This window comes from Solimonas aquatica (genome assembly GCF_900111015.1).
Taxonomy (GTDB): domain Bacteria; phylum Pseudomonadota; class Gammaproteobacteria; order Nevskiales; family Nevskiaceae; genus Solimonas; species Solimonas aquatica.
On the sequence record NZ_FOFS01000010.1, the window covers coordinates 55,145 to 80,688 of the forward strand.

22 protein-coding genes and 3 tRNA genes are annotated in these 25,544 nt (G+C 67.2%); 9 read left to right on the forward strand and 16 right to left on the reverse strand.

Translation table 11 applies throughout. The features are described 5' to 3' along the window. Positions 1–9: 9 nt before the first annotated feature. A complete protein-coding gene (dksA, locus tag BMY12_RS13035; RefSeq protein WP_245732500.1) occupies positions 10–501 on the forward strand; it encodes an RNA polymerase-binding protein DksA in 492 nt (163 codons plus the stop codon). 52 nt (positions 502–553) lie between these two features. On the opposite strand, the gene BMY12_RS13040 is transcribed toward dksA, so the two are convergent. The 14 genes from BMY12_RS13040 to BMY12_RS13105 form a co-directional block, all read right to left on the reverse strand. Beyond that, positions 554–638: transfer RNA gene (locus BMY12_RS13040), tRNA-Leu, on the reverse strand. A 12-nt stretch (positions 639–650) separates the two neighbouring features. Continuing rightward, on the reverse strand, positions 651–3,872 hold the full coding sequence (locus BMY12_RS13045; RefSeq protein WP_177188988.1) for an adenylate/guanylate cyclase domain-containing protein: 3,222 nt from the start codon (positions 3,870–3,872) through the stop codon (positions 651–653). Positions 3,873–3,903: 31 nt separating this feature from the next. Further along, positions 3,904–3,977 (reverse strand) — tRNA-Cys (locus BMY12_RS13050). A gap of 91 nt (positions 3,978–4,068) precedes the next feature. Next, positions 4,069–4,144 (reverse strand) — tRNA-Gly (locus BMY12_RS13055). 52 nt (positions 4,145–4,196) lie between these two features. After that, complete coding sequence (gene pgsA, locus BMY12_RS13060) at positions 4,197–4,778, reverse strand: CDP-diacylglycerol--glycerol-3-phosphate 3-phosphatidyltransferase (protein WP_093286959.1); 582 nt, start codon at positions 4,776–4,778, stop codon at positions 4,197–4,199. 78 nt (positions 4,779–4,856) lie between these two features. Further along, positions 4,857–6,692: an excinuclease ABC subunit UvrC gene (uvrC, locus tag BMY12_RS13065; RefSeq protein WP_093286961.1), complete on the reverse strand. Its 1,836-nt coding sequence runs from the start codon at positions 6,690–6,692 to the stop codon at positions 4,857–4,859. Positions 6,693–6,706: 14 nt separating this feature from the next. After that, positions 6,707–7,357, reverse strand: a complete 651-nt coding sequence (gene uvrY, locus BMY12_RS13070; RefSeq protein ID WP_093286964.1) for a UvrY/SirA/GacA family response regulator transcription factor — start codon at positions 7,355–7,357, stop codon at positions 6,707–6,709. A 46-nt stretch (positions 7,358–7,403) separates the two neighbouring features. Continuing rightward, positions 7,404–8,168, reverse strand: coding sequence for an SRPBCC family protein (locus BMY12_RS13075; RefSeq protein ID WP_177188989.1), 765 nt, complete (start codon positions 8,166–8,168; stop codon positions 7,404–7,406). Positions 8,169–8,296: 128 nt separating this feature from the next. Then, positions 8,297–9,604, reverse strand: a complete 1,308-nt coding sequence (gene aceA / locus BMY12_RS13080) for an isocitrate lyase (RefSeq protein ID WP_093286971.1) — start codon at positions 9,602–9,604, stop codon at positions 8,297–8,299. A 205-nt stretch (positions 9,605–9,809) separates the two neighbouring features. After that, positions 9,810–10,901, reverse strand: a complete 1,092-nt coding sequence (locus tag BMY12_RS13085) for a CE1 family esterase (RefSeq protein WP_143068953.1) — start codon at positions 10,899–10,901, stop codon at positions 9,810–9,812. Between the two features lie 80 nt (positions 10,902–10,981). After that, the gene (gene rraA / locus BMY12_RS13090) at positions 10,982–11,470 is read right to left on the reverse strand and encodes a ribonuclease E activity regulator RraA (protein ID WP_093286976.1); all 489 of its coding nucleotides are present in this window, start codon (positions 11,468–11,470) and stop codon (positions 10,982–10,984) included. Then, complete coding sequence (locus BMY12_RS13095) at positions 11,467–11,979, reverse strand: disulfide bond formation protein B (RefSeq protein WP_093286979.1); 513 nt, start codon at positions 11,977–11,979, stop codon at positions 11,467–11,469. Before BMY12_RS13095 ends, rraA begins: the two co-directional genes overlap by 4 nt. A 40-nt stretch (positions 11,980–12,019) precedes the next feature. Beyond that, positions 12,020–13,552 carry a fumarate hydratase gene (locus BMY12_RS13100; RefSeq protein ID WP_093286981.1) on the reverse strand — a complete coding sequence of 511 codons (1,533 nt, stop codon included), beginning with the start codon at positions 13,550–13,552 and terminating at the stop codon, positions 12,020–12,022. A gap of 113 nt (positions 13,553–13,665) precedes the next feature. Further along, a complete protein-coding gene (locus BMY12_RS13105; RefSeq protein WP_093286984.1) occupies positions 13,666–14,985 on the reverse strand; it encodes a sigma 54-interacting transcriptional regulator in 1,320 nt (439 codons plus the stop codon). Positions 14,986–15,135: 150 nt separating this feature from the next. Here BMY12_RS13105 and BMY12_RS13110 point away from each other — a divergent pair, with 150 nt between their 5' ends. Together BMY12_RS13110 and ubiM are read left to right on the forward strand one after the other, a co-directional pair. Further along, a complete protein-coding gene (locus BMY12_RS13110; protein ID WP_436278863.1) occupies positions 15,136–16,248 on the forward strand; it encodes a ribonucleotide-diphosphate reductase subunit beta in 1,113 nt (370 codons plus the stop codon). Then, positions 16,239–17,420, forward strand: a complete 1,182-nt coding sequence (ubiM, locus tag BMY12_RS13115; protein WP_093286988.1) for a 5-demethoxyubiquinol-8 5-hydroxylase UbiM — start codon at positions 16,239–16,241, stop codon at positions 17,418–17,420. Before BMY12_RS13110 ends, ubiM begins: the two co-directional genes overlap by 10 nt. Positions 17,421–17,434: 14 nt before the next feature. Here the strand turns inward: ubiM and BMY12_RS13120 are convergent, their stop codons facing one another. Together BMY12_RS13120 and BMY12_RS13125 are read right to left on the reverse strand one after the other, a co-directional pair. Continuing rightward, the gene (locus tag BMY12_RS13120; RefSeq protein WP_093286990.1) at positions 17,435–18,403 is read right to left on the reverse strand and encodes an MBL fold metallo-hydrolase; all 969 of its coding nucleotides are present in this window, start codon (positions 18,401–18,403) and stop codon (positions 17,435–17,437) included. Between the two features lie 8 nt (positions 18,404–18,411). After that, positions 18,412–19,356, reverse strand: coding sequence for a cation diffusion facilitator family transporter (locus BMY12_RS13125; protein ID WP_093286994.1), 945 nt, complete (start codon positions 19,354–19,356; stop codon positions 18,412–18,414). Positions 19,357–19,548: 192 nt separating this feature from the next. Here BMY12_RS13125 and gshA point away from each other — a divergent pair, with 192 nt between their 5' ends. The 6 genes from gshA (at position 19,549) to BMY12_RS13155 (ending at position 25,438) form a co-directional block, all read left to right on the forward strand. Next, the gene (gene gshA, locus BMY12_RS13130; RefSeq protein ID WP_093287329.1) at positions 19,549–20,871 is read left to right on the forward strand and encodes a glutamate--cysteine ligase; all 1,323 of its coding nucleotides are present in this window, start codon (positions 19,549–19,551) and stop codon (positions 20,869–20,871) included. Between the two features lie 83 nt (positions 20,872–20,954). Further along, on the forward strand, positions 20,955–21,905 hold the full coding sequence (gshB, locus tag BMY12_RS13135; protein ID WP_218140193.1) for a glutathione synthase: 951 nt from the start codon (positions 20,955–20,957) through the stop codon (positions 21,903–21,905). Between the two features lie 37 nt (positions 21,906–21,942). Continuing rightward, complete coding sequence (locus tag BMY12_RS13140; protein ID WP_093286999.1) at positions 21,943–22,512, forward strand: YqgE/AlgH family protein; 570 nt, start codon at positions 21,943–21,945, stop codon at positions 22,510–22,512. A 120-nt stretch (positions 22,513–22,632) separates the two neighbouring features. Continuing rightward, complete coding sequence (gene ruvX, locus BMY12_RS13145; protein ID WP_093287001.1) at positions 22,633–23,049, forward strand: Holliday junction resolvase RuvX; 417 nt, start codon at positions 22,633–22,635, stop codon at positions 23,047–23,049. 62 nt (positions 23,050–23,111) lie between these two features. Continuing rightward, positions 23,112–24,104, forward strand: a complete 993-nt coding sequence (locus BMY12_RS13150; RefSeq protein ID WP_093287332.1) for an aspartate carbamoyltransferase catalytic subunit — start codon at positions 23,112–23,114, stop codon at positions 24,102–24,104. Continuing rightward, positions 24,101–25,438 (forward strand): dihydroorotase, encoded by a 1,338-nt coding sequence (locus BMY12_RS13155; protein WP_093287004.1) that lies wholly within the window; start codon positions 24,101–24,103, stop codon positions 25,436–25,438. Before BMY12_RS13150 ends, BMY12_RS13155 begins: the two co-directional genes overlap by 4 nt. The last annotated feature ends 106 nt before the right edge of the window (positions 25,439–25,544 follow it).

A 25,544-nucleotide genomic window follows, 5' to 3' on the forward strand; every position in this document is an offset into this window, starting at 1 on the left:
AAAACCCCCGTGAAAGCTTCGGCAGCCAAGGCCGCCGCGCCTGCCAAGACCAGCACCCCGGCCCGTGCCGCACGCGCCCTCGCCCCCGGCAGCCTGCCGACCGAGGACGAGCTGCGCGCCATGTCCGATGATGAATACATGAATGAGGTGCAGCTGGAGTTCTTCCGCACCCGCCTCGCGCAGATGCGCCAGGAAGTGCTGCAACGCGAAATGGATGTGAAGGAGCGCCTGCACGAGCGCGAGATGTTCGCCGACCCCGCCGACCGCGCCACCGCCGAGGAAGAGCACTGGCTGGACCTGCGCCTGCGCGAGCGTGAATCGCTGCTGCTGAAGAAGATCGACGACGCCCTGCGCCGCATCGAAGCCAAGGAATACGGCTACTGCGAGAAGACCGGTGACCCCATCGGCATCCCGCGTCTGCTGGCGCGCCCCACCGCCACCGTCTGTGTGGACATCAAGGGTCAGGACGAGCGCGTGGAAGCACAGTTCCGCGACCGCTGAACATCGTCCCCATCAAAAAAGCCCGCAGCGATGCGGGCTTTTTTTGTGGCTGTGGTGCGACCGGCCGGAATCGAACCGGCACGCCCGAAGGCGGGGGATTTTAAGTCCCCTGCGTCTACCGATTCCGCCACGGTCGCGCGGCGCGCATGCTAACCCATCCCGCCCGGCACCGCGCCAGCGGCCAGCGCCTGCGCGTGCGCCCGCGCACCCACGCGCTGAAAGGCCTGCCGGGCGAGCTGCCGCTGCCCCTCGGCCTCGGATGCCGTCTCGTGCCAGCGTGCCTGCGCCAGATGCAGCCAGGGGCGCAGGCCTTCAGCGCCCAGTTCATCGATGAGTTGCGCCAGCCGCAGCAGACCGCTGCGCGCCTGCCCGGCGTCGAGCAGCGGCTGCGCCAGCAACGCGATCCAGGCGCGGACCTCCCAGAGCCTTGAACCGGAGGCCAGTGCACTGAGCACCGCTGCCTGCGCGGTATGCAGACCCTGCTCGTGCTGGCCGCAGCCGCGATAGGCCTCGGCCAGCACCGCGAGAAAATTGGCCTCGAACTGATGCGCCAAGGCGCCGCGCGCCACCAGCGGCTGCGCCTGCAGCAGCAAGGGCAAGGCCTCCGGGTGGCGCCCGTTCAGGCAATACGCCAGACCCAGCGCACGCAGCGAGACCGCGCGGAAGAAGGCGCTGCCGAAGCGCTCGGAGCGCGTCACGGCGGCACGGCCGTGCAGCAGCGCATCCTGGTACTCGCCGCTGTACCAGGCGTAGTCCACCAGATTGGCGTGCATCCAGCTGGCCGCCATGTCATGGCGCTGCGCCACCGCCAGCGCGGCGCGCATGTCCGCCACGCCCTCGTCGAGCTGGCCCAGCACCCCCAGCAGCAGGCCGCGCAGACCGCGTGAGATGAAGTTGCCGGCGCCGATCTCACGCTCGCGCCAGCTGCTGCCGCCGGCAGCGTCGATGCGCGTCAGACCCTCGCAGAGCTCGCCGGTGGTGATGAAGCTCAGCAGATAGATCAGGCGGAAACGATCCACCAGTTCGACCGCGCCGATCTGCCGGGCCTCGTCCAGCGAGCGCGCGCACCAGCGCGCCGCCGCGCCGGCCTGGCCGCGCAGCATCAGCACCGTGGCATAGCTCATGTCCAGCTCGGCGCGGCCGGCTGCATCCTGCGCGGCCAGCGCCTGCGCTTCGGCGTGCAGGCGGTCGATGCCTTCGGCCGGCATCGGCACGAACTGCGCCATGCGCAGCAGCGCGGAGCGGGCGCGCAGGGCCGCGGCACGCAGGTCTGCGGTCTGCGGCGCCGACTCCAGGCAGCGCAAGGCCTCGCGCAGATGCCGCACCGCCGCCGGCGAGTCGGCCGCGCCCAGCCAGCGCGCCGCCTGCACATGCCAGAGGCCGGCACGCGCCAGATCGCCGGCGCAGCCGTAGTGATGGGCAATGCGCACCGCGCTTTCGTCCGGCGGCTGGTCCAGCGGACAGCGCGCCTCCAGCAGCTGTGCGAGCCGCGCATGCAGCTCGCGGCGCTGCACTTCCAGCTGTGCACCGTAGGCCAGCTCCTGAATCAGCGGGTGCACGAACTGCCAGCATTCCTGCGTCTCGTCCAGCTGCGCCGCCATGCCGCGCTGCTCCAGCTCGCGCAGCTGCTGCAGGCAGGTATCGGCGCGCTGCGCGCTCAGTGCCGCCAGCAGGCCGAGGCTGAAGCGCTGTCCGATCACCGCCGCGCAGTGCAAGGCGGTCTTGAGCAGGGCCGGCAACCGGTCGATGCGCGCCGTCAGCAGGGCGTGCACGCTGTCGGCGATCGGCCAGGTTTCAAAAGGCTGGCTCAGCCGGTAGGCGCCGCGCACGCCCTGCAGCTGTCCGCCGTCGGCCAGGGCCTGCACGGCTTCTTCGACGAAATAGGGATTGCCGCCCGCGCGCCGCAGCAGCTCCGGCCGCAGTGCGTCAAGACTCTCATGGCTGCCGAGCCAGGCCTCGGCCAGATGCTGCAAGGCCTGCGGCGCCAGGGCGCTGAGCGGCAGCGGCTGTGCGGCCAGCGCGGCGGCATCGTATTCCGGGCGATGGTTGAGCAGCAGCAGGGTCGGCTGCGTGCGCACGGCGCGCGCCAGCTGCGCCAGGAAATCCAGGGTCTGGGGGTCGGCGAAGTGCAGATCCTCCACCAGCAGCAGCTGCGGCCGGCCGCCGCGCGCCATGTAATCGGCCAGATAAGCCAGCACCACATCGCGCTCGGCGCCGCCCGGATCGGGACCACGGCTTTCGCCGACGCCGAGCAGATCGAGAATCTGCGGCAGGATCGGCGCGCTGTCCGGATCCTCCAGCAGGAAGCTGCCGGCCACCAGGCGGCGCAGCTCGGCAGCCGCCAGATCGTCAGACAGCTTCAGCCGCGAGCGCAGCAGGTGCTGCACCGGCAGCAGCGGCAGGGCCTGACCATAGGGGACGCCGCTGGCACGATGGACGATGAAGCCCTCACGCTCGCAGGCGATCGCGAATTCATGGCTCAGGCGGCTCTTGCCGATGCCCGCCTCGCCCACCAGCGACAGCACAGCGCCCCGGCCCTGACGCGCCTGCGCCAGCGCCGCCATCAGCTGGCGCAACTCGTTTTCGCGACCGACGAAGGGTGATGCCCCGCGGCTGAGGCTGCGCTCCAGCCGCGTGCGGCGCGGATCGGCCGCTTCCACCTCGTAGACCTGCACCGGCGCATCGCTGCCCGCCACGTTCATCGCGCCCAGATCGCGCAGCCGGCAGTAGCCGCTCACCAGGGTCGCGGTATGACGCGTGGCATAGATGCGGCCGGGTTCGCAGATCTGCTCCATGCGCGCGGCGAGATTCACCGTCAGCCCCTGCGCGGTGTAATCCATGCGCAGATCGTCACCGATGCGGCCGACGATCACCTCGCCGGTGTTCAGACCGATGCGCATCGACAGATTGAGGCCGGTCTGCAGGCGCAGCGCGTCGGCGAAGGCACGCACCTCGCGCTGCGCTTCCAGCGCCGCCAGACAGGCGCGCTGGGCGTGGTCCTCCAGCGCCAGCGGTGCGCCGAACAAGGCCATGATGCCGTCGCCGGTGTATTGATTGACCGTGCCCTCGAAACGGTGCACGGCGGCCGACAGCAGGCCGAAGTAGCGATCCAGGATGCCGTGCCAGGCTTCCGCGCCGGCCTGCTGCGCCAGCCGCGTCGAGCCCTTGATGTCGGCGAACAGCACGGTGACGCGCTTGCGCTCGCCCTGCATGGCGGCGCGCGACTGCAGCACGCGTTCGATCAGATGGCGGGGTGTATAGGCATGCGGGCTCGCGGCGCCGGCGCCCTCGGCCTGCAGACGGCTGCCGCATTGATTGCAGAAGCGCGCCTGTGCGGGATTGTCGGCCTGGCATTGCGGACAAGCATTCATGGCCATCACCCGCCGGTATGTCTTGGGGAAATGGAGGCTAGGGTCGGAATTGAACCGGCGTACGCGGATTTGCAGTCCGCTGCATGACCACTCTGCCACCTAGCCGTGTTGCCTGCTGTAGCGCGGCCGCGCGAGTGTAGCAGCGGCCTCAGACTAAAAAACCCCGTGCGGCAGACGACGGGGTTTGAAGTGAAACTGGAGCGGGAAACGAGGCTCGAACTCGCGACCTCAACCTTGGCAAGGTTGCGCTCTACCAACTGAGCTATTCCCGCGTGAGGAGGCGCATTGTACTGGCGCAGCGCGACGAGTCAAGCATTTTTCGCATCAAACTTCGGAGGACTCGCGCATCATCGGCCAAGCCGCGCGCAGATAGATCACCATGCTCCAGATGGTGAGCGCGGCGGCGACGAACAACAGCCAGTAGCCGAGGTCGTACCAGGGCACGCCGAAGGTGGGGATCTGCCAGATCATCATGCCGATGGCGGTCATCTGGAAGGCGGTCTTCCACTTGCCCACCCAGCTCACCGCGACACTGGTGCGTGCGCCGAGTTCGGCCATCCATTCACGCAGCGCCGAGATGGTGATCTCGCGGCCGATGATCACCGACACCAGCACGCCGAGCAGACTGGTCGGCGTGTCGGTGAGGAAGGCATCGCGCAGCAGCATCACCAGACATACCGCCACCAGCAGCTTGTCGGCCACCGGATCGAGAAAGGCGCCGAACTTGGTGGTCTGCTTCCAGCGTCGCGCCAGATAGCCGTCCAGCCAGTCGGTGATGCAGGCGGCGGCGTAGAGGATGGTGGCGGCCTGACGCGCATAAGGCCAGTCCACGTAAAACAGCGCCAGCACCACCGGGATGACGGCGACGCGGCCGAAGGTCAGCAGCAGCGGAAGATTCAGGCGCAAGGCTTCGAATGCATATCGGTTCGGCGTGTGGGTGCATGGTAGCCGCTTTTGATGACGGCAGCCGTATCGGTGAAGCCTTCAGTGGAAATGCGCGTAAATGCGTTCCGCCAGGGTGCGCGACACGCCTTCGACGCGGGCCAGGTCGTCGATGTTGGCGCGCTTGATCTGGGTGAGTCCGCCGAAGGTCTTGAGCAGGGCGCGACGCCGTGCCGGCCCCAGGCCTTCGATCAATTCCAGACCCGAGCTGACCCGCGCCTTGTCGCGGCGGCCGCGATGGCCGGTGATGGCGAAGCGATGCGCCTCGTCGCGGATGCGCTGGATCAGATGCAGGGCCGGCGAATCCGCGGGCAGACGCAGGGCCTGTTCGCGCTCGGGCAGAATCAGTTCTTCCAGACCGGGCCGCCGCGTCGGCCCCTTGGCGATGGCCACCACGCGCAGGCCTTCCAGCTCCAGCTCGTCCAGGGCCGCCAGTGCGGCATTGAGCTGGCCGGCGCCACCGTCGATGAACAGCACATCGGGACGACCGATCTCGCCGCTCTTGACCCGCGCAAAGCGCCGCTTCACCGCCTGATGGATCGCCGCGTAGTCATCGCCCGGGGTGATCTCCTCGCCGCCCTTGGCGCCGGAAAGCTCGATGTTGAACTTGCGGTACGCGCTCTTCAGCGGCCCTTGCTCGTTGAACACCACGCAGGAGGCCACCGGCTTTTCGCCTTGCGTGTGGGAGATATCAAAGCATTCCAGGCGCCGGGGCGGCGCCTCCAGATCCAGCGCTTCCTGCAGCTCCAGCAGCCGGCTGTCCATGCTCGCCGCCTCCTGCAGATGCGCCGACAGTGCCTGCGCGGCGGTGGCGACGGCCATGTCCAGCAGACGGCGCTTGAGGCCGCGCTGCGGCAGGCTGATGACGACCCGGCGTCCGGCGTGCTGGCTCAGGGCCTCCTCCAGCATTGCGGTCTGTTCCGGCGGGTGACTGACCAGGATTTCCGGCGGCGGCGGCTGTTCCAGATAGTGCTGGCTGATGAAGCTCTCCAGCAGCTCCTCGGGCTCGGTGCCGGTCTGGTGCTTGGGGAAATGGCTGCGATGGCCCAGGTTGGCGCCGCCGCGCACGCTCATCACCAGCACGCAGCTGCTGGAGGCATGCGGCGCCACCACCAGCACGTCGAGGTCCTCGGCGCCGCCGGCCATGGCGCGGCTCTCGCGCACGCGGTTGAGCGCGGCGATCTGGTCGCGCACCCGCGCCGCGCGCTCGAAGTCCAGGGCTTCGGCGGCGGTCTCCATTTCACGGCGCAGCTCATCGCCCAGGGCATCGGCCTTGCCTTCCAGCAGGCGCGCGGCCTTGTCGAGCTCACGGGCGTAATCGGCCTCGCTGATCAGGTCCACGCAAGGCGCGCTGCAGCGCTTGATCTGGTGCTGCAGACAGGGCCGCGTGCGATGCGCGAAGAAATTGTCACGACAGGGCCGCAGCAGGAACAGCTTCTGCAGCGTGGTCAGGGTCTCGCGCACCGCCGAAGCGGAAGGAAACGGCCCGAAGTAGCGATCCGCGCCGCTGCGTGCGCCGCGGTAGAAGGCGATGCGCGGATAACGATGCGTGGTGAAACGCAGATACGGATAGCTCTTGTCGTCGCGGTACATGACGTTGTACCGCGGCCGATACTCCTTGATGAGATTGGCCTCCAGCAGCAGGGCCTCATCTTCGGTGCGCGTGATGGTGACTTCGATGCGCCGGATCTGCGCGACCATCGCCTCGATGCGCGGATTGCCGCTGGCGCGCAGGAAATAACTGCCGACGCGCTTCTTGAGATTGCCTGCCTTGCCGACGTACAGCAGCTCGTCGGCTGCGCCATACATGCGATACACGCCGGGCTGCGTGCCCAGCTGCTGCAGAAAACTGCGGTGATCGAAATTCTCGCCGGACATCCGCGAGACGGATATCAGTTATCCGCCTTGTCCTCCAGCAGACCGTAGCGCATGGCCATGCGCGTCAGCTCCACATCGTTGGAGACGTTGAGCTTCTCGAACAGACGGTAGCGATAGGTGCTGACGGTCTTGGGCGACAGATGCAGGCGGTCGGAGATGTCCTGCGTGGAATAGCCCTTGGTGACCATCAGCATCACCTGCGTCTCGCGCTGCGAGAGCTGGTCGAAGGGCGAGGCGCCGCCCGGTCCCTTGACCAGGCTGGCGGCGAGATTGCCGGCGACATCGGCCGCCACGTAGTGACCGCCGCCCTGCACGCGACGGATCGCCGCCACCACTTCATCGGCCGCCGAATCCTTGCTGATGTAACCCGCCGCGCCGGCGGCGAGCATGCGGCTGGGATAGGGTTCTTCCAGATGCATGGAAACCACGATCACCTTGATCGCGGGATTGCGCTGGATCATGCGGCGCGTGGCTTCCAGGCCGCCGATGCCGGGCATGTTGATGTCCATCAGCACCACGTCCGGCGTCTGCGTGCGCACCAGATCCAGCGCTTCCTCGCCGCTGCTGGCCTCGGCGATCACTTCCATGTCGCTGGCCTCCTGCAGCACGCGACGCAGGCCGGCGCGAACCAGGCGGTGATCATCCACGAGCATGATGCGAATCATTTCTTGTCCTTATCGAAATCTTTTTGTCCGTGAGTCCGGTTCTGGCTCAACGCACCGGCAGATACAGGCGCATCACGCCGTCCGGGCCCAGCTCGCTCCAGTCCGCGCCATTATGCTGCAGACCCGCCACATTCTTGTATGCCTGCAGCAGGGCCAGCGCCGCGCCCTCGCCCTCGTCGCGCGCCAGACCGATACGCAGCGCGTAGCCCTGATAGCCGGCGCTGTTGTCAGCCGGCGCCTGCACCAGCGCGACGCGCTCGCCGAATTCGTTTTTCGGCAGTCCCGCGACAAAGGTCTGCAGGGCTTTCAGGCCCTTCTCGTAATCCGGACCCACCCAGTCTTCCAGCTTCAGGCCGAAGTAGCGACCGAGCAGATTGCCATGGAACTGCGACTCGTAAATCCAGGTGACGCGGGTATGCGCGCCTTCGGCGGCGAGCTGCAGCGTGGAATAGTTTTCGCTGTCGAAACCGGAGAACACCAGGCGCATGCGCACCTTCTCGTTGATGGCGTCCTCGACGATCTCCTGACTGCCGCTGCCGACGTTCTTCTGCGCGCTGTGCCAGGACAGTCTGGCGCCCACGCCCATCGGCGGACCTTCGTACTGGTACTCGGTCTTGGGGTCCAGGCCCGCCCAGGGCGACCAGCGGTTGAACTGACGGAAGCCATCGAGCACCGCATAGACGGTGGCCGGCGGCGCCTCGACCACGATGCTGCGCTCCAGGCGGCGGCTGTCCGGCAGCAGCAGCCCGACCGCCAGCAGCAGCACCGCAACAGCGAGAAACACCAGCAGCAGAATCTTCAGCGCTCTCACCGCTTCCTCCGTGTTTTTTTCCTGATCCGCGATGCTACACCGCAGGCGCGGCCCTGTGCGGACTGTACGGCCCGAGGCAAAGAAAAAGGGCCGCGAAGCGGCCCTTTTTCACAGCATCACAGCAGTTCTTAGTGGAACTGCTCTTCTTCCGTCGAGCCGGTGAGGGCCTTGACCGAGGAGCTGCCACCCTGAATCACGGTGGTGACGTCGTCGAAGTAACCGGCGCCCACTTCCTGCTGGTGGCTGACGAAGGTGTAGCCCTTCTCGCGCGCCGCGAATTCCGGCTCCTGCACCTGGTTGACGTAGTGCTTCATGCCTTCGCCGCGCGCATAGGCATGCGCGAACTGGAAGGTGTTGTACCAGTTGATGTGGATGCCGGCCAGAGTGATGAACTGGTACTTGTAGCCCAGCGCCGAGAGATCGTCCTGGAACTTGGCGATCTGCGCGTCGTTGAGGTTCTTCTTCCAGTTGAAGGACGGCGAGCAGTTGTACGAGAGCAGCTTGCCCGGGCAGGCCTTGAGCACGGCCTGCGCGAACTCGCGGGCGAAGCCGATGTCCGGCACGCCGGTCTCGCACCACACCAGATCGGCGTAGGGCGCGTAGGCGACGCCGCGGCTGATGGCCTGCTCCAGACCGTTCTTGACGCGGTAGAAGCCTTCCTGGGTGCGCTCACCGGTGAGGAAGGGCTTGTCGTTGGCGTCGTGATCCGAGGTCAGCAGGTTGGCGGCTTCGGCGTCGGTACGGGCCAGCACGATGGTCGGCACGCCCATGACGTCGGCGGCGAAACGCGCGGCGACCAGCTTCTCGATCGCTTCCTGGGTCGGCACCAGCACCTTGCCGCCCATGTGGCCGCACTTCTTCACGGCAGCCAGCTGGTCTTCGAAGTGCACGCCGGCGGCGCCCGCCTGGATCATGTTCTTCATCAGCTCGAAGGCGTTGAGCACGCCGCCGAAACCGGCTTCGGCGTCCGCCACGATCGGCAGGAAGTAGTCCACGAATTCCTTGCTGCCCGGCTCGATGCCGCGCGACCACTGGATCTCGTCGGCGCGCTTGAAGGTGTTGTTGATGCGACGGACCATGGTCGGCACGGAGTCGTACGCATACAGCGACTGGTCCGGGTACATGGTTTCGGAGGTGTTGCCGTCGGCGGCGACCTGCCAGCCCGACAGATACACGGCTTCGAGGCCAGCCTTGGCCTGCTGCATGGCCTGACCGGCGGTGATGGCGCCGAAGGCGTTCACATAGCCCTTCTTGGCCTCGCCGTTGACCAGCTTCCAGAGCTTCTCGGCGCCGCGCTTGGCGAGCGTGTGCTCAACCTGCAGGCTGCCGCGCAGGCGGACGACGTCGGCGGCGGAGTACGCGCGCTTGACGTTCTTCCAGCGGGGGTTGGTGGCCCAATCCTGTTCCAGGGCCTTGATCTGCTCTTCGCGCGTCATCTGCAACTATCCTCACGGAGGTGAAAGAAACGGCCGCCAGACTCGACACAACCGAGTCTGCGGCGGAGTTTCCGTCGCAGCATCAGGAGCCAAGGCGGACCTTAAGGGCGCGCGATTATAGCGGCACTGTTCGCCCCCCGCAGCGCCGCATCGTCAATGTCCCACTGGCGGCACAGCCAGTGTCAGGAGCGCTGCTTTATGCGCCTCAGCCGCCACCGGCAAGGCGCAGCAGATCGAAGCCCTGCAGCGTGGCGTCGAAATTGGCGGTGTGCAGGCCGAACAGGGACAGCGAGGGCAGATCCGCCTCGTTGACATTGCCGCCCGGCCAGACGTGGCCGCCGTTGTCCACCTTCACCAGGAAATCGCGGCGGCCCTGGTCGCAGGACGCGGTGTAATAGATGGTGACCTGCAGGGCATCGGAAGTCAGCGGCAGCGCCACGCTGCTGTCCTCACCGCTGCAGTTGTTGTTGGTCTTGAACTTGGCGTGCACATCGGGAATCGCGGGCTTGATGCCGGTGATGCCGCCGTAGGGGTTTTCGGCATCGGCGGTGCCGTGCACGATCACGGTTCCCAGCGGTCGCGACAGCTGGCATTCGTCGATGGAGCTTTCGCCCAGGTCGCCGGCCACCGCCTGCACCGCGCGCACCGGCTGCGAAGCCAGGCAGCCGTAGAGATAGGCCATGGAGGCGCCGTTGGAAAGACCGGAGACATAGAGCTTGGCACCGCTGGCGCCGTAGCGGCTGCGGCCATCAGCCACCACGCCATCGAGGAAGCCCACGTAGGACGGCAGCAGGGCGGCATTGAGCGCGGTGGTGGGCCAGACCGAGGTCAGGTTGGAACCGTCCGCACTCGGCGCCTGCGGCAGCAGCACCAGAACCCCGCGCGCCTTGGCCAGTTCGCTGAGCCGGGCGATATTGGCAAAGGCCACGACATTGCCGATCAGGTAATGCAGTCCGAGATAGATGGTGTCGAAACTGCTGCGTCCGCTCGGGCGAATCGCCAGATAGTGCGAGCTCATATTGCCGACGGTGATCTCGACATCGTCGATCTGCACGCCATCGCAGGCGCGCACCTGCGGGTCGAGCAGGCTGCCGGCGCTACCGTCGTTGCTGCAATAGGTTTCCGCCACAGGGGTGCAGTTTTCGCCGGCGGCGACGCGCTCGGGGCTGAAGGACTGCTGACAGGCACTGAGCGTGCCGACGCTGCTGCCACCGCCCGCCGCCGGCTGCGAACTCGCTGAACAGGCTGCGAGCAAGGCTGCGCCCAGTACGCACACGACTCTGCTGATGCCGAACATGAACTGCCTCTCCCCCGCTGGTTCTTACCCGGCTCCGCCGCCCCCGCAGCGCAAGCCCACTCTGGCGCGCGGCCTCACGCTTACTTCTTTTCGTGTATCGGTCCGTCAGCCACGACGATGCCGTCGGCGTCGGCATACAGCCACTGGCCGGGCTTGAACTGCACGCCGGCGAAGCTGAAGCTGCGATTGCGATGACCCTTGTGCAGGCCCTTCTCGGACTTGCGCGGATGCGTGCCCAGGGCTTTGACGCCGATGTCCTTCTCGCTGATTTCCTCGCTGTCACGGATGAAGCCGTTGACCACGATGCCGGCCCAGCCATTGTCCACGCCCAGCTGCGCGAGATTGCCGCCGACCAGCGCGCAGCGCGTGGAGCCGCCGCCGTCCACCACCAGCACCTGGCCGTTGCCGCGCTCTTCCAGCAGCGCACGCACCATCTCGTTGTCCTCGAACACCTTGACCGTGACCACCGGGCCGTAGAAGGCGCTCAGGCCGCCGAAATCACCGAACAGCGGCTCGGCGACCTGGGCTTCGGGATGGGCATCGGAAAGATCGGTGGTGGCAAAGCTCATGACAAAACGCTCCTTGTCTTGCGGCTCAGAATCGGGATGGCGACAGCGTACAGGGCGAAAGCAATGAAGGCGACCAGGGTCCAGGCCGGCAGGCTCAGGCCCAGCCACTGGGCATCGATCTTGGCGCAGTTGCCGTCACCCTTGAGAATCATGGTGACCACTTCGGTGATCGGCAGAAAGCTCAGCAGATAGTCCAGCGTCGGCCCGCAGGCCGGCACCTGATCCGCCGGCAGGGACTGCAGCCAGACGTGACGGCCGGCGATACCGGCGCCGATAGCGGCGGCCAGCAGCGCCAGCAGCGCATAGACCCAGCGGCCCGCGCCCCTGGGGTTGTGCAGCGCCCCGAGCAGGAAGGCCAGGCCGGCAGCCGCCATCGCCACACGCTGGAAGATGCACATCGGACAGGGCTCGAAGCCGAGCGTGCGCTGCAGATAGACGATGGCGAAAGCCAGACCGCCGAAGCAGGCGACAAAGCCCAGAAAACTCAGGCCGCGAAAGCTGCGCAGCATTTCATGCCCTCCGTTTGCGTATGCGGGGAACCGCTACGGCTCAGGCCAGCGTCACCGGCACCTTGCCGATCTTGCCCGCGATTTTCTGCTGCCAGAGTTTCGGGCCGGTGTCATGCACCGACTCGCCGCTGGCGTCCACCGCCACGGTCACCGGCATGTCCTGCACATCGAACTCGTAGATCGCTTCCATGCCCAGGTCTTCGAAGCCGACCACCTTGGCCGCCTTGATCGCCTTGGCCACCAGATAGGCCGCGCCGCCGACCGCCATCAGATAGGCGCTCTTGTGCTTCTTGATCGCCTCGATGGCGGTGGGGCCGCGCTCGGACTTGCCGACCATGGCGATCAGGCCGGTCTGCGCCAGCATCATCTCGGTGAACTTGTCCATGCGCGTGGCGGTGGTGGGACCGGCCGGGCCGACCACCTCGTCACGCACCGGATCGACCGGGCCGACGTAGTAGATCACGCGGTTCTTGAACGACACCGGCAGCTGCTCGCCCTTGGCCAGCATGTCGGCGATGCGCTTGTGCGCGGCGTCGCGGCCGGTGAGCATCTTGCCGTTGAGCAGCAGGATCTGGCCGGGCTTGAAGCTCGCCACCTGTTCCGGGGTGAGCGTGTTGAGATCCACGCGCGTGGCGGTCTTGGTATCCGGCTGCCAAGTGACCTTGGGCCAGTCTTCCAGCTTCGGCACGTCCAGCTGCGCCGGACCCGAGCCGTCCAGCTCGAAGTGCACGTGGCGGGTGGCCGCGCAATTGGGAATCAGCGCCACCGGCAGGTTCGCGGCGTGCGTGGGGTAGTCGAGAATCTTGATGTCCAGCACCGTGGTCAGGCCGCCCAGGCCCTGCGCGCCGATACCCAGGGCATTGACCTTTTCGTACAGCTCCAGACGCAGGGCTTCCAGCTTGTTGGCCGGACCGCGCGCGATCAGCTCCTGGATGTCCACCGGCGCCATGATCGCTTCCTTGGCCAGCAGCATCGCCTTCTCCGGCGTGCCGCCGATGCCTAAGCCCAGGATGCCCGGCGGGCACCAGCCGGCGCCCATGGTCGGCACGGTCTTGAGCACCCAGTCGACGATGGAGTCGGAAGGGTTGAGCATCGCAAACTTGCTCTTGGCCTCCGAGCCGCCGCCCTTGGCGGCGCAGATCACTTCCACGTGATCGCCGGCGACGATCTCGTAGTGCACCACGGCGGGGGTGTTGTCCTTGGTGTTCCTGCGGCTGCCGGCGGGATCGGCCAGCACCGAGGCGCGCAGCGGATTGTCCGGGTCCATGTAGGCGCGGCGCACGCCCTCGTTGACCATTTCCTGCACCGACAGCGTCGCGTCCCAGCGCACGTTCATGCCCACCTTCAGGAATACCAGGGCGATGCCGGTGTCCTGACAGATCGGGCGATGGCCCTCGGCGCTCATCCGCGAGTTGGTGAGAATCTGCGCGATGGCGTCCTTGGCCGCCGGATTTTCCTCGCGCTCATAGGCCTGGCCCAGGGCGCGGATGTAATCGAGGGGATGGTAGTAGCTGATGTACTGGAAGGCGTCGGCGATGGAACGGATGAAGTCTTCCTGACGGATCGTGGTCATGGCTGGCTGGCGGGCGCGTGCGGGCAGAAGGGCGGCGAAAAAAAGCGGCCCGCATGCTACCGCAAAACCCGCCGCGCCGAGTGCGCCGGACTGCTCCGTGACGGCAAAGAAACTCAGGCCACCGAGTAGATTTTGTGGCTGTGATGCTCGGACGGCTCCCAGAGCTGGATGCCGGCCATGATGTCGGGAACCTGCAAAAGACTGTCGCTGCCCCGCACGCCGTAGTCCACGAAGGCCGATTCCAGCACGCGCACCATGGCGCGGATGTTGCCGTGCCAGCGGCACTGCCGGACCAGCTGCCAGGCTTCCTCGCTCAGACCCTTGGGCGGGTGCCAGCTGGTGCAGCGGCTGGCCAGGCGCGCCAGCGTGGTGGCCGCCACCGCGATCATGTCCTCCTCGCGCTTGTACAACTCCGGCACCGACAGCGTGGCGGCGCCGATGCGCGTGAACTCGTCGATGTTGACCGAGTTGATCAGCGTCTCCCAGCTGCGGTTGGTGGCGAACACGATGGCGCATTCCAGCGGCTGCTTGGCGGAGGCGCCGAAGGGCAGGTACTGGCCGTTGTCGAAAGCTTCCATGAGCACTTCCATCACCGGCCCGGTGATGCCATGGCTTTCGTCGATGAAGCACACGCCCTCGCGGGCGTGGGTGAAGGCGCCGGTACGCGCCCCGGCACCGGGAAAGGCGCCGGAGACGTGACCGCAGAGCAGCGATTTGACCGCCGCCTTGTCACCGGTGTTTTCCGCCGCGAGATTGACCGAAACAAAGCGGCCGCGGTTGCGCACCAGATAGTAGTAGTAGGCCAGCGAGGTCTTGCCCGAGCCGGGACCGCCGAGCAGATAGCTGCGGTGGATGCCGTTGGCGGCGTAGGCGCGGATGCGCGCCACCAGGGCCTGCAGCTCCGGGCTGAACACGTAGAAATTGCGGTACTGCGTGGTCTCCACCTCGGTGGAGACCGGCATGCGGATGATGTTGTCCTCGCTGACCTTGTGCAGGCGCTGCGGCAGCTGGCGCAGCACCTGATCGACATTCTGCGCCAGCATCAGGCGCACACCGCCCAGGCGGTTCTCGTTGCCGCGACGGGTCAGCCAGTTGCCCAGCGCGGTCAGCTGCTGGCTGTTCACCGCGATGATCAGCACCGTGCTGCCGCCGGCGCGACGCGCCGCCAGCACCGCGTCGGCCAGCTCATCCAGACGCGCCGGATCGACGAACAGGCTCAGCAGGTACTCGGCCTCCACCGGACGCAGCGGCGCGCCGGGGGTGGGAAGCTCGGCCCAGTCGTGACGGCGCCCGGCCGGCAGCAGTTCCCGGAGGCCCGACTCGAACACCGGGTCGCGCAGGTACAGCTCCGAGGCGTGGACACGCAGGAAAGCCGGGCCCTGCGCCCCGATCATCGGTTCGATCTTGTCCTTGCGCCCACTCATTCCGAACATGCCGCCACCCCACTTGCGATTGCCTGCAGCCTAAGGCGCCACGGCGGGTGACAGCCCCGCCCCGCCGATGAAGCGGGGCCGGCTGCCGACCGGCGGCGGCGCGCGCCGATTCCGCCGCCGCATTGACCCTCATCAATCGGCAGATCCCGGCTGCTGCCTAGGCTTGCGCGATTCGCGCAGCACTGCTGCCCGCCCCCTTTTCCGCAGAGTCCGCCGAGCCCCCGCATGAGCGATTTTCTGACCGATCTCGAGTCCGGCTATTCCGACAGTGGCGTGATCAACGGCGCCGCGATCCCCGCCGGCCTGGTCCGCCCGCCCTACCGCTGGGCCTGGCAGAAATATCTGGATGCCTGCGCCAATCACTGGATGCCGCAGGAGATCAACATGGCGGCGGACATCGCGCTGTGGAACGACCCTGCCGGCCTCACCGCCGACGAGCGCCAGCTGGTCAAGCGCAATCTGGGCTTCTTCTCCACCGCCGACTCGCTGGCCGCCAACAACATCGTGCTCGGCACCTACCGGCACATCAGCAGTCCGGAATGCCGGCGTTATCTGCTGCGCCAGGCTTTCGAGGAGGCCCTGCACACGCACGCCTATCAGTACATCGTCGAGAGTCTGAGCCTGGATGAAGGCGAGATCTTCAACATGTACCAGGAGGTGCCGAGCATCCACGACAAGGCGGTGTTCCTGCTGCCCTTCATCGAGACGCTCACCGACCCCAAGTTCCGCACCGGCACGCCGGAAGCCGACCAGCGCCTGCTGCGCTCGCTGATCGTGTTCGCCTGCATCATGGAAGGCCTGTTCTTCTACGTGGGCTTCGTGCAGATCCTGGCGCTGGGCCGGCGCAACAAGATGGTCGGCGCCGCCGAGCAGTACCAGTACATCCTGCGCGACGAATCCATGCACCTGAACTTCGGCGTGGATCTGATCAACCAGATCAAGCTGGAAAACCCCGAGCTGTGGACGGTGGACTTCGCGCACGAGATCCGCGATCTGATGGCGCGCGCCGTGGAGCTGGAATACCGCTACGCGATCGACACCATGCCACGCGGGGTGCTGGGCTTGAACGCGCAGATGTTCCATGAGTATCTGCGCTTCATCGCCAACCGCCGCTGCCAGCAGATCGGTCTGCTGCACATCTACGACAACGTCAGCAATCCCTTCCCCTGGATGAGCGAGATCATCGATCTGAAGAAGGAAAAGAACTTCTTCGAAACCCGCGTCACCGAATACCAGACCGGCGGCAGCCTGACATGGGAATGAGCAGCAGCAGCGAGGTCCTGATCGTCGGTGCCGGCCCCGCCGGTCTGGCGCTGGCGCTGTCGCTGGCCCGGGCCGGCCTGCGCGTCGCCGTGCTCGAACAGCAGAGCGAGGCGATGCTGGCCGAGGCGGCCGACGACGGTCGCGAGATCGCCCTGCATCACGCCTCCATGCAGATGCTGGAAACCCTCGGCGTGCTGGCCGAACTCCAGGCCGAACAGATCGCGCCGATCACCGCCGCGCGCGTGGCCAACGGCCGCTCCTCGCGCTTCCTCGACTTCAAGCCGAAGAGTGCGCAGGCACCGGCCATCGGCTATCTGATTTCCAATCACCTGATCCGTCGCGCGCTGTACCGGCAGCTGCAGAACGAGCCCAGCATCCGCCTGCTCTGCGAGCAGCGCATGCGCAGCGTGCAGCGCAGCGAGGCGCAGGCCGGTGTGCTCACCGATCAGGGCGAGCATCAGGCGCAGCTGCTGGTGGCCGCCGACAGCCGGCACTCGGCCACGCGCCAGGCGCTGGGCATCGCCGCGCACATGCATGACTTCGGCAAGACCATGCTGGTCTGCCGCGCCGAACATGCGCTGGATCACGAGGGCATCGCCTGGGAGTGGTTCGATCTGCCGCGCACCATCGCCGCCCTGCCCCTGCACGGACGCTGCGTGTCACTGGCCATCACCCTGCCGCATGCCGAGGCCGAGCAGCTGGCGACGATGCCGGAGGCGCGCTTCAACGAGACCATCTGCCAGTGGCTGGAGCATCGTCTCGGGCCGATGCGTCTGGTCTCGCCGCGCTGGCGTTACCCGCTGATCGCCACTTACGCGCAGCGCTTCATCGCGCCGCGCGCGGCGCTGGTGGGTGATGCGGCGGTGGGCATGCATCCGGTGACCGCGCATGGCTACAACTTCGGCCTGCACAGCCAGCAGCTGCTCACGCAGGTGCTGCTGCAGTCGCAGCGGCGTGGCCTGGATCTGGCCGATGCCAGCGCCCTGCGTCGCTACGAGCGCCGCCACCGCGCGTACACCCTGCCGCTGTTCCTGGCCACCAATGCGATTGTCGACCTCTACACCAGCCGCGAACCGGTGGCGCGCTTCGCCCGCGATCTGGGCATCGCGCTCAGTTCGCGCCTGCCGCCGTTCAAGCAAGCGGTGCTGCGTCAGCTGACGCGCGGCGCCTGAGGCGCGCGCAAGACTCAGGCCGCCTGCTGGTCCAGCCAGATGCCCAGGCCCTGGGCATTGAGTTCCATGTCCATGGCCAGCAGCGCGCGCTGGGTTTCACGCGGCAGCTTGCAGCCGTGCGCGTCCAGCTCGGCATAGGTGTAGGCATACATCGCGTCCAGCAGGCGCTCATGGCGCTGCGGCGCGCCGGCCAGCTCGCGCGCGATGCGTTCGTAGTCACCGATGCCACGGCGCAGCCACTGCGCCAGCGGCGCGACATTGCACACGGCGTTGTAGTGCGTCAGATACATGAGCTGCGGCGCGAAGCTCAGGTAACGATCCAGGGTCTTTCGCCAGGCATCGGGCTCGAACTGCACCGGCGAGCTGGTGGGCATCAGAAACGGTCCGGCGGCGGTGTCGAACTCGCGATACGACAAGCCAAAGGTATCGCCGGTGAAGAAACCCTGGCTCACTTCATCCCAGACGCTGAAGTGATGCCGCGCATGGCCCGGCGTGTCGATGAACTGCAGCGCCGCGCCGCCCAGATCCAGCTTCAGATCATCCTGCGCGACGATCACCCGCGCCTCCGGCACCGGCGCAATCTCGCCGTACATGCGCGCCAGTTCCGCCTCGCCGTACACGGCCTGCGCGCCGGCGATCAGCTTGGAAGGATCGATCAGATGCCGCGCGCCGCGCGGATGCGCCACCAGCTGCGCGTTCGGCAGCTCGCGCATCAGCGTGCCCACGCCGCCGGCATGATCCAGGTGCACATGGGTGGGAATCACGTAGCGCACCCGCTCGCGTGAAAGGCCCAGGTTTTCAAGCAGCGCCAGCAGGCGCGGCACGCCATGCGAGGTGCCGGCCTCGATGAAGGCCAGTTCGCCGTTCCGCTGCAGCAGATAGCAGCAGGCCATCTGCGGACGGTCCTGCAGGGTGTCGATGCACCAGATGCCGTGTTCCAGCTTCTGGGCCGGCGCGATGCGGGGAAGGTCTTGCGGGTTCATGTCCGGATTCAGCTCTGTTCAGGCGCCGGCGGATTCTTTTCCAGCAGATGCTGATCGTAGGCGCGCGGGTCTTCAAGGGGTTCCAGATGACTGACGATGGCCATCGCGCCGAGCTGCGCTACGATGGCATGTTCCACCTGTTCGACGAAATCGTGCCCGCGTTGCACGCTCCAGGCGCCGGGCACCAGCACGTGCAGGGTGAGAAAGCGTTGCGCGCCGCTGGTGCGGGTGCGCACGGCATGAAAGTCCGCCGCGCCGCCGGCCTGTTCGCGCAGCTGCTGCAGCAGGCCATCCAGCACCTTGCGCTCGGCGCTCGACCAGGCGCGATCCATCAGGCCATCGGTGGCATCGCCCAGCAGCTTCCAGCCGACCCAGAGCACGAACAGCGCGACCAGCAGGGCGATGGCCGGGTCGAGCAGCTGCCAGCCGGTGAAATGCACGACCACCACCGACACCAGGATGCCGGCCGAGGTCCAGACATCGCTCATCAGATGATGCGCATCGGCTTTCAGCGCCGGCGAGCGATGCCGCTTGCCGACGGCGAACAGCACGCGCGCCACCAGCAGATTGATCAGGGTCGCGGCCATCGACACCGCCACACCCAGCCCCGCCTGCTCGATCGGCCGCGGGTGCAGCAGGCGCGGCGCGGCCTCCACGATGATCATGCCGGCGGCCACGAAGATCAGCGCACCTTCAAAACCGCTGGACAGATACTCGGCCTTGCCGTGGCCATGCGCGTGTTCGGCGTCCGGCGGCTGCGCGGCCCAGCGCAGCACCATCAGCGCCACCAGACTGGCGCCGAGATTGACCAGGGACTCCAGCGCATCGGAGAGCATGGCCACCGAGCCGGTCAGCGACCAGGCCAGCAGCTTCAGACCCAGGGTGGTGACCGCCGCCGCCACCGACAGCCAGGCGTACCGCGCCGGCGCACCGGCATCGCGCAGGGCGTTCATGAACGCACACCAGCGGGGATCATCGGGCGCAGCAAAGACATGACTCTCTCGTGACGGGGGGAGGGGTCGAAACGGGCGTGCAGGATAGTGGCGAGATGCGCAGCGGACAAATCCGCGCGGCATCTTGCAAACCCCCGGGGCAACCCCATAAGGCGCAGGATATATTCATTACGCTAACATCGGGACATGACCATGCCGACATCCTCCTCGCCGGTGCCTCGCCTGCTCACCGCGCAGACCGGGCCCTTGCTGCAACTGGAGGCCAGCCTGCTCGGCAAAGCCGCCGAGATCGAAGCCTGGTTCCGCACGCAGTGGCAGAAGAATGCGCCGCCGTTCTACAGCTCGGTGGATCTGCGCAATGCCGGCTTCAAGCTGGCCCCGGTGGACACCAATCTCTTTCCCGGCGGCTTCAACAATCTCAATCCCGCCTTCGAGCCGCTGTGCGTGCAGGCGCTGCAGATGGCCATGCAAAGAGTCTGCCCGAGCGCCTGCGATGTGCTGCTGGTGCCGGAGAACCACACCCGCAACAAGTTCTATCTGGAAAACGTCGCCACCCTGGCGGCGCTGATTCAAAAGGCCGGCTATCGTCTGCGCATCGGCTCGTTGATTCCCGATCTGCACGAACCCCTGGAGCTCACGCTGGAAATCTCCGGCCGCAAGCTGCTGCTGGAGCCGCTGCGTCGCACGGCGGATCGCGTGCATGTCGGCGACTTCTATCCCTGTACGGTGCTGCTCAACAACGATCTTTCGGCCGGCGTGCCGGAGATTCTCAAGAACATCCGGCAGGACGTGGTGCCGCCGCCGGATCTGGGCTGGCATCTGCGCCAGAAGTCCAATCACTTCGGCTTCTACCGCGAAGTGGCGCGCGAGTTCGGCGCGGTGGCCGGTCTGGACCCCTGGCTGGTGGACCCGCTGTTCCGCAACTGCGGGCAGATCAACTTCCTGAAGCGCGAAGGCCAGGAATGCCTGGAGGCCAATGTCGAGCTGCTGCTGGCCGATATCGGCGCCAAGTACGCCGAGTACGGCATCCAGCAGGAGCCCTTCGTGATCATCAAGTCCGAGGCCGGCACCTACGGCATGGGCGTGATGACCGCCAAGAGCGTGGAAGACGTGCGCAACATGAATCGCAAGTCGCGCACGCACATGGCCTCCGCCAAGGAAGGCCGCGAAGTCACCGGCGCCATCATCCAGGAAGGCGTCTACACCTTCGAGAAGATGGGTGAGGACGGCGCCACCGCCGAGCCGGTGGTGTACATGATCGACCGCAATGTGGTGGGCGGCTTCTACCGCCTCAACTCGCAGCGCGGCAATCAGGAAAACCTCAACGCGCCCGGCATGCGCTTCGAACCGCTGGCCTTCGAGGAAGCCTGCAGCTCACCAGACCACAGCTGCGGCCCGGACGAGCGTCCCAACCGCTTCTACGCCTACGGCGTGGTGGCGCGTCTGGCGGCGCTGGCGGCGGCGCGCGAGATCGCTGCCGTCAGCGAAATCCGCGCGCAGACCGCAGCGGCCTGAGGGCGCGTGCCCATGAGCCGGATGATCGGGTTGGCGCAGCCGTGGTGCAATCAGGCGCATCCGTCGCGCCAGGGATGGCAGCTGTGAGTCGCACGATCGGCGTCGTGATGGATCCCATCGTGTCCATCAAGCCCTACAAGGACACCACCCTGGCCCTGATGCTCGCCGCGCAGAAGCGCGGCTGGCAGCTGCGCTATTTCGAGATGCAGGACCTGTGGCTGCGCGATGGCATCGCCATGGGCAATGCCCGCGCGCTGAGGGTGTTCGACGACAAGAAGCACTGGTTCGAATTCGGCGAAACCCAGGAAGTGGCGCTGGGCAGTCTCGACGCAATCCTGATGCGCAAGGACCCGCCGTTTGATCTGGAATTCGTGGCGTCCACCTACATTCTCGAACGCGCCGAGGCGCAGGGCGCGCTGGTGGTCAACAAGCCGTCCTCGCTGCGCGACTGCAACGAGAAGATGTTCACCGCCTGGTTCTCCGCGCTGACGCCGCCGACACTGTTCTCGCGCAATGCCCAGGTGCTGCGCGCCTTTCATGCCGAGCACGGCGATGTGATCTACAAGCCGGTGGATGGCATGGGCGGCAGCGGCATCTTTCGCGTCGGCGCCGATGGCCTGAACCTGGGCGCGGTGATCGAGCAGCTCTCCGACTACGGCCGTCGCACCATCGTTGCGCAGAAGTATCTGCCCGCCATCGTCGATGGCGACAAGCGCGTGCTGGTGGTGGACGGCGAGCCGGTGCCTTACTGCCTGGCGCGCATTCCGCAGTCCGGCGAAACCCGTGGCAACCTCGCCGCCGGTGGTCGCGGCGAACCGCGTCCGCTGACCGCACGCGACCGCGACATCGCCGCCGCCGTGGGGCCGGAGCTGAAACGCCGCGGCCTGCTGTTCGTGGGCCTGGACGTGATCGGCGAGCATCTCACCGAAATCAACGTCACCAGCCCCACCTGCGCCCGCGAGATCGATGCCGCCTACGGCACCGACATCGGCGGCCTGCTGATGGCGGCCATCGAACGGCGCCTGGATGGCTGAACTTGTCGGGGACGCGGGCCCGTCGGATACTGGCGGCATGCGCGAAGAGGCCTCCCTGAAGCATCAGTTCCTGATCGCCATGCCCAGTCTTCAGGACGAGCATTTCCGGCAGTCGGTCTCGCTGATGTGCGAGCACGGTGATGAGGGGGCCATCGGCCTGGTCATCAACAAGCCCACCGAACTCAAGCTCAGCGAGATGCTGGAGCAGCTCGGCCTGGAGCACGAGGCCCTGGATGCGCAGGCCGCCGAGGCCAGCGTGTTCTGGGGCGGCCCGGTGCAGCCGGAGCGCGGCTTCGTGGTGCATCGCGGTCCGGGCGGCTGGGAATCGACGCTGGCCCTGAGCGATGACCTCTACATCACCACCTCCAACGACGTGCTGCGCGCCATCGGCCGCGGCGAGGGTCCGCGCGAATTCATGGTGATGCTGGGTTACGCCGGCTGGGACGCCGGCCAGCTGGAAAGCGAAATCCTGCACAACGCCTGGCTCAACGCGCAGATCAGCGAGCAGATCCTGTTCGAGCTGCCGGCCCGCGACCGCTGGCAGGCCGCCACTCGCCTGCTGGGCGTGGACGTCACGCAGCTGGCCGGCGACGCCGGCCACGCCTGAGGGCGGTGCCTCTGCCATTTTTCGCTTCTTGCGCCTTGGCCTTGTTCGCGCCTTTGCGTGATTCTTGAATCTGCCAATAAAAACCGCAGCGCACACGCCCTGCCCTTCAGAGCCTTCCCCATGCCCGTCTATCTCGGCTTCGACTATGGCGAAAAGCGCATCGGCGTGGCCCTGGGCGATGATCTGACGCGCTCGGCGCGTTCGCTGTCGGCGGTGCCCGGCGGCGACTGGAGCGCCATTGACCGGCTGATCCGCGAGTGGCGCCCGGCGGCTCTGATCGTCGGCCTGCCGCTCACCGAGGATGGCGGCGAGCAGGCCACCAGCCAGGCGGCGCGCCGCTTCGCCGAGCAGCTGGGCCAGCGCAGCCGGCTGCCGGTGCACGGCAGCGACGAGCGTTATTCCTCGCGCGTGGCCGACGAGCGCCTGCGCGAGGCGCGCGCCAGCGGCCGGCTCGGGCGGCGCGTGCGCAAGGGCGACCGCGACGGCCAGGCCGCCTGCGTGATTCTGGAGCAGTGGCTGGCGATGCTGCCCGGCTGAGCCAGGCGCCGGCGCGGGCGGCTTTCCTCCACGCCGCCAAACAAGGACAATACGCGACCAGCATGAAAAGCAATCTCCAACTGGATGCGCGCGGCCGACTGCGCCACCTGCTCAGCCTGGACGGCCTGTCCAGCGATCTGATCATCGACATCCTCGATACCGCCGAACAGCACGACAAGCTGCTCGCCGGTCCCGAGAAGAAGCTCGGCACTCTCTCCGGCCGTACCGTCATCAATCTGTTCTTCGAGCCCAGCACCCGCACCCGCACGACCTTCGAGCTGGCCGCCAAGCGCCTCTCGGCCGACGTGCTGAACCTGCAGGTCGCCGCCTCGTCCACCTCCAAGGGCGAGACGCTGTTCGACACGCTCAAGACGCTGGAAGCGATGCAGGCCGATATGTTCGTGATCCGTCACGAATCCTCCGGCGCGGCGCACTTCTTCGCCGAGCACGCGGCGCCGGGCGTGGCGATTCTCAACGCCGGCGACGGCCGCCATGCGCATCCCACGCAGGGCCTGCTCGATCTGTTCACCATCCGCCGCTACAAGAGCCTGCCCGGCGAGGCCACGCGCGACTGCTTCTCGCGGCTGTCGGTGGCCATCGTCGGCGACGTGCTGCACTCGCGCGTGGCGCGCTCCGGCATCCACGGCCTGCGCATCCTCGGCTGCCAGGACATCCGCGTGGTGGCGCCGCCCACCCTGGTGCCGGTCGGCATCAAGGAGATGGGCGTGAGCGTGCACCATGATCTGGAAGCCGGCCTGGACGGCGTGGACGTGGTGATGCTGCTGCGCCTGCAGAAGGAACGCATGCTCGGCGCCTTCCTGCCCTCGCTGGGCGAATTCCACCGTGACTACGGCCTGACCCGCGCGCGTCTGGCCAAGCTCAAGCCCGAGGCCATCGTCATGCACCCCGGCCCCATCAACCGCGGCGTGGAGATCGAGGGCGATGTCGCCTACGGTCCGCGCTCGCTGATTCTGCAGCAGGTCAGTCATGGCATCGCGATCCGCATGGCGGTGATGTCCTTGATTCTCGGCCGCGACAACGGAGAGCGCCGATGAGCGCGCGTCGCGACTGGTCGCCGCAGCAGGACACGCCGCCGCCCGCGCCGCCGCGTTCCCTGCTGATCCGCAATGCCCGCGTGCTGGACCCGGCCAGCGGCTTCGACGGCATCGCCCATCTGGGCATCCGCGACGGCCGCATCGCCGAACTCTCCCAGGCCGAACCGCGCGGCGAATACGAGCAGACGCTGGATGCGCGCAATCTCTGGCTGCTGCCGGGCCTGGTGGATCTGGCCGCGCGCCTGCGCGAACCCGGCCACACCCACAAGGCGCGCTTTGCCAGCGAAATTCCGGCGGCGCAGGCCGGCGGCATCACCAGCCTGGTGCTGCCGCCCGACACCCAGCCGGTGATCGACTCGCCGGCCAATCTGCTGCGCGTGCTGCGCCTGGCCGGGCAGACCGGGGGCCTGAAACTGCGCGTGCTCGGCGCGCTCACCCAGGGCCTGAACGGCGAGGCCCTGGCCGAACTCTCCGCGCTCAAGGCGGCCGGTGCCATCGGCTTCGCCCAGGGTCTGAAGCCCCTGCGCGATCTGCTGGTGGCGCGCCGCGCACTGGAATACGCACGCGGCCTGAGCCTGCCGGTGCATGTATTCGCCCAGGATGCGGCCCTGGCCGCCGGCGGCTGCGCGCACGAAGGCCCGGTGGCCACGCGCCTGGGTCTGCCGCCGATTCCGGTGGCAGCCGAGGTTGCCGCGATCCGCGCCTGGATCTCGCTGGTGGAAGACACCGGCGCGCCGGTGCACTTCTGCCGCCTGTCCACCGCACGCGGCGTCGAACTGGTGCAGAGCGCACAGCGCCGCCAGCTGCCGGTGACGGCCGATGTCGCCGCCCACCAGCTCTGGCTCTGCGACCGCGATATCGACGGCTTCAACGCGCTCTGTCATGTGATCCCGCCGCTGCGCAGCGCCGAGGACCGGCAGGCCCTGCGCCAGGCCGTGGCCAGCGGCGTGATCGGCGCGATCTGCTCGGACCATCAGCCGCACGAGGCCGATGCCAAGATCAACCCCTTCCCGCTCACGGAAGCCGGCATCAGCGGTCTGGAAACCCTGTTGCCCTTGACCCTGGGCCTGGTTCAGGAAGGCCAGCTCACGCCGCTGGCGGCGGCGGCACGCCTGAGCCTGGGTCCGGCGCGGATCGCCGGCATCGAAGCGGGCAGCCTGACGCCGGGCGCGCCGGCCGATCTCTGCCTGCTGGACCCGGCGCCGTCCTGGGTGCTGCGTCCCGAGCATCTGCTCAGCGCCGGGCGCAACACCCCCTTCGCCGGCTGGACCCTGCAGGGCCGGGTCCGGCGCACGCTGCTGGACGGCTACCCGGTGTATGCCAATGCAGACTAGGCGGTCCTGACGCCAGGGACACTGTCACGCCCCTGGTGCTGTGCTATTACGGCATCCGCCTTGCAGGGGGTACCCGGGCTACTTACCATTTGCCACCTTTTGGCGG

What these genes read in the sequence shown, in the direction of transcription:
- BMY12_RS13045 (WP_177188988.1), bottom strand. Translation starts at nt 3,872, where the DNA reads ATGAATGCTTGTCCGCAATGCCAGGCCGACAATCCCGCACAGGCGCGC.
- uvrC (WP_093286961.1), bottom strand. Translation starts at nt 6,692, where the DNA reads ATGTCCGGCGAGAATTTCGATCACCGCAGTTTTCTGCAGCAGCTGGGC.
- uvrY (WP_093286964.1), bottom strand. Translation starts at nt 7,357, where the DNA reads ATGATTCGCATCATGCTCGTGGATGATCACCGCCTGGTTCGCGCCGGC.
- aceA (WP_093286971.1), bottom strand. Translation starts at nt 9,604, where the DNA reads ATGACGCGCGAAGAGCAGATCAAGGCCCTGGAACAGGATTGGGCCACC.
- BMY12_RS13085 (WP_143068953.1), bottom strand. Translation starts at nt 10,901, where the DNA reads ATGTTCGGCATCAGCAGAGTCGTGTGCGTACTGGGCGCAGCCTTGCTC.
- rraA (WP_093286976.1), bottom strand. Translation starts at nt 11,470, where the DNA reads ATGAGCTTTGCCACCACCGATCTTTCCGATGCCCATCCCGAAGCCCAG.
- BMY12_RS13095 (WP_093286979.1), bottom strand. Translation starts at nt 11,979, where the DNA reads ATGCTGCGCAGCTTTCGCGGCCTGAGTTTTCTGGGCTTTGTCGCCTGC.
- BMY12_RS13100 (WP_093286981.1), bottom strand. Translation starts at nt 13,552, where the DNA reads ATGACCACGATCCGTCAGGAAGACTTCATCCGTTCCATCGCCGACGCC.
- BMY12_RS13105 (WP_093286984.1), bottom strand. Translation starts at nt 14,985, where the DNA reads ATGTTCGGAATGAGTGGGCGCAAGGACAAGATCGAACCGATGATCGGG.
- ubiM (WP_093286988.1), top strand. Translation starts at nt 16,239, where the DNA reads ATGGGAATGAGCAGCAGCAGCGAGGTCCTGATCGTCGGTGCCGGCCCC.
- BMY12_RS13120 (WP_093286990.1), bottom strand. Translation starts at nt 18,403, where the DNA reads ATGAACCCGCAAGACCTTCCCCGCATCGCGCCGGCCCAGAAGCTGGAA.
- BMY12_RS13125 (WP_093286994.1), bottom strand. Translation starts at nt 19,356, where the DNA reads ATGAACGCCCTGCGCGATGCCGGTGCGCCGGCGCGGTACGCCTGGCTG.
- gshA (WP_093287329.1), top strand. Translation starts at nt 19,549, where the DNA reads ATGCCGACATCCTCCTCGCCGGTGCCTCGCCTGCTCACCGCGCAGACC.
- BMY12_RS13140 (WP_093286999.1), top strand. Translation starts at nt 21,943, where the DNA reads ATGCGCGAAGAGGCCTCCCTGAAGCATCAGTTCCTGATCGCCATGCCC.
- ruvX (WP_093287001.1), top strand. Translation starts at nt 22,633, where the DNA reads ATGCCCGTCTATCTCGGCTTCGACTATGGCGAAAAGCGCATCGGCGTG.
- BMY12_RS13150 (WP_093287332.1), top strand. Translation starts at nt 23,112, where the DNA reads ATGAAAAGCAATCTCCAACTGGATGCGCGCGGCCGACTGCGCCACCTG.
- BMY12_RS13155 (WP_093287004.1), top strand. Translation starts at nt 24,101, where the DNA reads ATGAGCGCGCGTCGCGACTGGTCGCCGCAGCAGGACACGCCGCCGCCC.